Annotated in this window: 4 protein-coding genes; 2 read left to right on the forward strand and 2 right to left on the reverse strand. The window is 65.1% G+C overall.

From position 1 onward, the window contains the following. Nucleotides 1-178: 178 nt before the first annotated feature. Together VLE48_07805 and murJ are read right to left on the reverse strand one after the other, a co-directional pair. A complete protein-coding gene (locus VLE48_07805) occupies nt 179-2,539 on the reverse strand; it encodes an RNB domain-containing ribonuclease (protein HSA92899.1) in 2,361 nt (786 codons plus the stop codon). Next, the gene (gene murJ, locus VLE48_07810; GenBank protein ID HSA92900.1) at nt 2,536-4,143 is read right to left on the reverse strand and encodes a murein biosynthesis integral membrane protein MurJ; all 1,608 of its coding nucleotides are present in this window, start codon (nt 4,141-4,143) and stop codon (nt 2,536-2,538) included. The genes VLE48_07805 and murJ overlap by 4 nt, the downstream gene beginning before the upstream one ends. A gap of 93 nt (nt 4,144-4,236) precedes the next feature. Here murJ and VLE48_07815 point away from each other — a divergent pair, with 93 nt between their 5' ends. Together VLE48_07815 and VLE48_07820 are read left to right on the forward strand one after the other, a co-directional pair. Further along, on the forward strand, nt 4,237-6,255 hold the full coding sequence (locus VLE48_07815) for a DUF4910 domain-containing protein (GenBank protein HSA92901.1): 2,019 nt from the start codon (nt 4,237-4,239) through the stop codon (nt 6,253-6,255). Between the two features lie 93 nt (nt 6,256-6,348). After that, nucleotides 6,349-6,618: hypothetical protein (locus VLE48_07820; GenBank protein ID HSA92902.1), on the forward strand; the 270-nt coding region annotated here is incomplete at its 3' end.

The raw sequence follows: 6,618 nt of genomic DNA on the forward strand, positions 1-6,618 counted from the left end.
GGTCCACGATGTTCAGCGGGATCTCCGGGTCGTAGCACAGGCGAAGCCGGTCGAGAATGTCATCCTGCGTAGGCATCCTGTAATTCTACCGGAAAGGACGCCACGGAGTCGGGAGGCAATCAGCAACCGGACGCCGACTTAGTGGCACGATTGACTCTGTGTCTCTGTGCCTCTGTGGCTAATCTTCCACAATCGCGAATTGCAGTTTGCGCTGGAACCGGTCCACGCGGTCCAGCAGAACACGCACTCGGTCTCCCAGGGAGAACTTCTTCCGCGTACGTTCGCCGATGATCTGGCGCGTGTTCTCGCGAAAGGTGTAGCGGTCTCCGGCAAGGGTGGCGATGGGCACCAGGCCCTCAACGAACATGTCCATCAGCTCGACGAAAAGTCCCCAGCGCGTGACGCTGATGATGAGCGCCTCGAACTCTTCCCCGATGCGGTCCTGCATGAACCTAATCTTCTTCCACTCCATCAGCTCGCGCTCGGCGTCGTCGGCGCGTCGCTCGGACTGGCTGGACTCCTGGGCGATTTCCTCCAGCACCTCCTGTGAGAGGGGAGGCCGCTCGCGTTCCTTCCTGCCGTCGCGCTCCATCACCTCTTTCAAGATGCGATGGACAATCAAGTCCGGGTAGCGGCGGATGGGCGACGTGAAGTGCGTGTAGGTCTCCGAGGCCAGTGCAAAGTGCCCTGCGTTTTCCTCCGAGTAGCGCGCCTGCTTCAGTGAGCGCAGCATCAGGTACGACAGGATGCGCTCTTCGGGTTTGCCGGCGATGCGTTCGGTCAGCTTCTGGTACATGCGCGGGGTCACGCGCACCTCGCGCGGCACCTCGATGGCGCGCGGCCTCTGCCCGGTGCCGTGGCGAGCGCGCCGCTCGCCGCGCATCTCCAGGCGCTGGATGGGTAGCGGGCCGACGCCGAGCGAATGCCCGAAGGTGGCTGCGATGGTCTCAAACTCGTAGACTTTCTTCGCGTCCGGCTTTTCGTGGATGCGGTAGAGCGAGGGCACGCCGCGCTTTTCCAGGTGTTGGGCCACGCACTCGTTCGCAGCCAGCATGAATTCCTCGATGATGCGGTGGGCGATATTGCGCTCCGACTTCAGGATGGCGCGCATCAGCCCGAACTCGTCGAACTCGATGACCGGCTCGGGCAGGTCGAAGTCGATGGCCCCGCGGCGCACCCGTTTGCGGTTCAGGATCATCGCCAGCTCGCGCATGGCTTCGAAGCTTTCGACCAGCGGCGCGTAGCGCCGGCATAGTCCCGGGTCGCCTTCCAGCACCAGGTTGACGTCGGTGTAGGTCATGCGCTCGGCGGAACGGATGACGCCCTCATGCAGCTCGTAGCGGGTGACGTCCCCGGAGCGGTCGATCTCCATCACGCAGCTCAGCACCAGGCGCTCCACCTGCGGGCGCAGGCTGCACAGGTCGGTGGAAAGCTCCACCGGCAGCATGGGGACGGCGCGGTCCGGAAAGTACACCGACGTGCCGCGCAGCCGCGCTTCGGCGTCCAGCGCCGACCCGGGGCGCACGTAGTGGGCCACGTCGGCGATGTGCACCTGCAGCTCGAAACGCCCATGCGCGAGCCGCCTTACGTGCACCGCGTCATCGAAATCCCGTGCCGTCTCGCCATCGATGGTCACGATGGACAGGTCGCGGTAGTCATGCCGCTGACGCAGCTCGCTCGCCGGGTGAACGTCCTCAAACGATTGCGCCTCCTCCATCACTTCCGCCGGGAAACGATGCGGCAGGTGGTATTTGCGGATGATGATCTCCACGTCCACACCGAAATCATCCTCATTGCCGAGCACCTCGACGACGCGCCCGCGCGCATGCTGGGTCCCGGAGGGCCAATCCGTGATTTCGACATCCACCACCACGCCTTCCAGATCCTCGAACTCCGCGCGATGCCTCGCCTCGGCCCCGAGCACACGATGCGGCGTCTGCTCCGCCCGACGCCGCGCTTCTTTTGTGCCCTTCGTGTCTCCCCTTGTGTCCTTTGCGGCCTGCTTTTCCTGGGGCCACTCGAGGCCATGTGGAATCACGATCTCTTGCGTGATCTTCTCGTCGATAGGCGTGACATAGTTGTAGCGCGAGCCGTAATGAAACGTTCCCACCACGGTGGGATGCGCGCGCCCCACCACGCCCAGGATGCGCCCCTCGGCGCGTCCCGGCGCCCTGCGTTCGGCAAGCTGCACGCGCACCCGGTCTCCGTGCATGGCCGAACCGAGGGCATGGGGCGGGATGTAGATGTCGCCTTCGATCGAGTCGCGCACCGTTTCTTCTTCCGGGATCACGAAGCCGTAGCCATCGCGATGCATGGTGAGCCGCCCCAGTACGACGTTCTTTCCCACCGCCGCGGGCAGTGCGTAGCGTTCGCGCTCAACCTGGGTGAGTTCGCCGCGCGCCACCAGCTTTTCCAGCCGCGCACGGAATTCGCGTCTCTCTTCTCCGCTCACGCCCAGTTCGCGCAGCAGTTGCTTGAGGGTGGCGGTGCGCTTGGGTTGCCGCTCGATGTGGCGCAGCAGTGTGGCGTCGGAGATCATGGCCGACGCCGCAGCCAGGTGAGAATCTGCGAGCGCGTGAGCCACAGTCCGGCGGCCACCGCGCCCGCCCAGGTCACAGTGATCAGCGCCAGCGCCTTGAGGTCGGCACGGTGGCTGCCGTCGATCGCAATCATGCGAGCGACGCCCGAGGCTGCCGCCCACGCCACCAGCGCCGTGGCCGCGGCCTTGGCCACTTCGACCCACGGCAACTCCGCAAGGGGCACGAGTCTTCGGCGGCTCAGCAAGACGGCCAGCACCACCGTGTGAGCCAGAATGCCGACGCCCGAGGCCATCGCCAGCCCGACCACATCGCGTGCATCGAACAACCACGCATAGACGGGCAGCGACAGCAGCGTGACCACGGTGCCCGCGACCATGGGCGTCATGGTGTCGCCGGCCGCGTAAAAAGCGCGTGCGTACAGGCCCTGCGCCGCCCAGAACGCCAGGGACAGTGAGAACCAGAAGAAGTAGGCGGCGGTCTCGGTGGAATCGGAGAACTGGAAGCGCCCCCGGCGGTACACCAGGTCCACTGCCGGCAGGGCCGCCGCTGCCATCCAGGCGGTGGCCAGCAGCGCCACCGCGCTCACGCGTCCCACGGCCTTGTTGATGGCGGCGGCGAAGTCGCCGAACCGCTTCTCCCCGTAGAGGCCGGCGAAGAAGGGCAACGTGGCCTGGGCTGTGGCCTGCCCCAGCACGGCGATCGGCACCGCGAACAATCGCTTGGCGTAGTTCAGCCGGGTGATGTCGCCCACGCTGCCGGAAGCGAAGAAGCGCAGGATCCATTCATCGGCTGCGACCAGGGTCACACCCAGCATCAGCGGGATGGACTTGCGCAGCCATTCCAGGAACACCGGGTCGCGCACCGCGAAGGAAGCCCGATAGCTGACGCCGGCGCGCGCGGCGCCCAGCACGTTCACCAGGAAGGGCCCGGCGATGCATCCCGCCAGCGCACCGACGGCGAGGGAAGCCACGCCCAGCCGCGACCCCAGCAGCACGCCGCCCAGAATGATGCCCACGTTGTAGAGCAACGGTCCCAGCGCCGGAAACAGGAAGTATCGGCGCGACATCAGCACCGCCGAAACGATCGCCCCGGCATAGAAAAAGATCTGCGCCGGCAGCAGCACGCGCGTGAGGGAAACGCACAGGTCCAGTTGTTCCTCGGTGAACTTGGGGAAGATGACGCGCTCGATAGGCCGCGCGAACACCGCGCCGACCACCACGCCCACGGTCAGCACCGCGGTCATCACCGTGAGGATGATGGAAAACGCCCGCTGCGCGTCTTCCTCCCGCTTTTCGGCGCAGTAGCGCGTGTAGATGGCGATGAAGGTGATGGAGGCGGCGCCGCCCGCCGCCAGGTAGTTAAGCCAGTCGGGCAGCGTAAAGGCGGCCACATAGGCGTCGGTTTCCGGTCCGGCGCCGAAGGCATAGGCGATATAGGCTTCGCGCAGGTAGCCGATCACGCGCGACACCATGACCGCACCCGCCAGCAGCAGCGTGGCGGAGAACGCAGTGTGTGCGTGCAGCGGATCGGTCAGCCGCGACGCCCAATTCCCGGGCCCCGGCGGGTTGGGCGGCGGCGTGTCGGCGGTCGGGACCTCTTTCATCTGTGCGCGATTCTACCGCCTCTGCGCCGCCTCGCAGCGCCGGGGGAACAAGGATAGCCACAGGCTGCGCTCTTCCGGTAACCTGTTGCGCCCATGAAACTCGGCTTCCTGGTCGCACTGCTCACGCTCGCACCGCTTGCTTCCGCGCAACATCTGGTCAAACAAGAGGTCTTCGACGCCATCGCCGCCGAGTACTCCGGCGAGGGCGCGCAGGAGAACACTCGCAACATCATCCAGTACCACCGCATCCAGGGTTCGCCCATGATGGCCGAAGTGGCGGAGAAGGTAGTGCTCGCCCGTCTGAAGTCCTACGGCATTGAGGCGCGCCTGGAACAGTTCCCGTCCGACGGCAAGACCAGGTACGCCACCATGACCTCACCCATGGCCTGGGACATGCGCGGCGGCGAACTCTGGGTGACTGGCGGCGCCAAAGCCGGCTTCCAGGCTTATCGCCTTTGCCGCTACAGCGACGTGCCCATGTGTGTCTCCACGTACTCCAAGGGCGGAGAGTGGGAAGGCGAACTGGTGGATGTGGGCCAAGGCACTGAGACCAAGCACTACCAGGACAAAGACCTGCGCGGCAAAGTCGCGCTGGCCTACGGCTATGCCGCCGACGTCGTCCGCCAGGCGGTGCTGAAGCACGGCGCGGTGGGTGTGGTGATCTATCCCGATCCGCTCGATCGGCCCGGCCATTCCGACATGGTGCACTACAACGGCATCTGGCCGCGCGCCGAGGAGCTGGAGACGACCCGCGGCGGCTTCCAGATCTCCGTCAACCAGTACAACGAACTTAAGAAGCTGATGGAGGCAGGCCCGGTGCGCGTGCGCGGCAAGATCGACGCCACGCTGGGCGCGGGAAACCTGACGCTGGTGCACGCCTGGATCCGCGGCGCCGAGGAACCGGAACGCGAAATCATTCTCACGGCACACCTCGACCATCCCAAATGGAGCGCCAACGACAATGCCTCGGGCTCCGGCGCCATCCTGGAGATGGCCCGCGCTCTGCACGCCCTCATCGCATCCGGCAAGCTGCCACGGCCCAAGCTGACGCTTCATTTTATGTGGATTCCGGAGCATTTCGGCACGCATGCCTATCTGGACAATCATCCTGAAGCGCGCAAGTGCCGCACGTGGAAGTCTGCGCGTCCCGCCGACGCCAAGGTCGCGCCCGAGCCCTGCATCCTGGCCAACCTCAACCTGGACATGGTGGGCGAGGATACGGTGAAGACCGACTCGCGCCTCTCCATCACTCGAAGTCCGGATTCCGTGCCTTCGTTCCTCGACGCGCTGCTGGCCGATGTCCTGCAGCAGACGCGCGAAGCGAAACTCTTTGCTCCCACCGGAACTCGCCACCAGTGGCCCGCAAGTCAGGACCCCATCAGTTTGGGCAGCGATCACGAGAACTTCCTCAGCCTTGGAATTCCCGCCGCCATGTTTGTCCACGAAGGCGACTGGACGCACCATACCAGCGAAGACACCATCGACAAGACCGACGCCAGTGAGTTCCGCCGCACCGGTGTGCTCGCCTCCGCCGCGGCCTACTGGCTGTCTTCGGCGAGTGAAGCGGACTGGGACCGTCTCCTGCGGTTGATGAAGACGGACCAGCTTCGCGAACGCCTGCGCCGCATCGCGAGCGATATTCCGCACGGTGATTCACCCGCTGCGCAACGCCGCCTGCAGCTGAACCAGGCCATCGCCACCCGTCTGGCGGCGGAACTCGGCCAGGGAGCCGAGGGTGTTGAGCAACTCCGCGCGCCGATGATGGAGGAGCAGGCGCCTTCCACTTCGTCGCATCTGGCGTCGGGACCAAAGAAACTCACGCGCCTGCCATTGGCTGGCGATGTTTTCAATGACCTTTCCGCCGACGACCGCGCTTGGTGGGACCAGCAGGAGGCTCGCTTCGTGGCTGAGCGCGCTGATGCCGCCGGCGCGCCCGACCTCGGCATGCTGGTTTGGGAGACGCTCAACTTCATGGACGGACGGCGCTCTGCCGCTGAGATTGCCGACCTGCTCTCCGCCGAGTTCCTGGTGGAGGTGGATCAGGCGTGGGTGGAGAGGCTGATCCGCATCCTTTTGGCTAAGAATCTCGCCGGAACTCCCTCAAAATACTGATAGAGGCTCGCCGACAGAAATTACAAGACTATTACCATCACTCCGCCTGGGCTTCCCTATCATTCCCCTCGGTGAGCAATTCAGGGGGAAGCTGTGGAACGACATCCCAAGGGCCCGCGGGCGCGCGTGTTGCTCACTTCCGTGTTCGGACCCTATGCCCATGACGACGAATTCGGCAGCCGCGCCATCAATCCCATGGAGCTTTATCACAACCAGGTGACGCGGGCTCAGGGCGAGTTTTCCCTGCGCATGTTCCACCGCTCCTGGGGCATCATGCTGATCCAGCACAACATCTCCGCGCCCTCGACGCTGCTCGACTTTCCCACGCGCGAGCGTTTTGCCGCGGAGCTGGTCCGCCACCAG

This window comes from Terriglobales bacterium, assembly GCA_035454605.1.
In the GTDB taxonomy this organism is placed as follows: Bacteria; Acidobacteriota; Terriglobia; order Terriglobales; family Acidobacteriaceae; genus DATMAB01.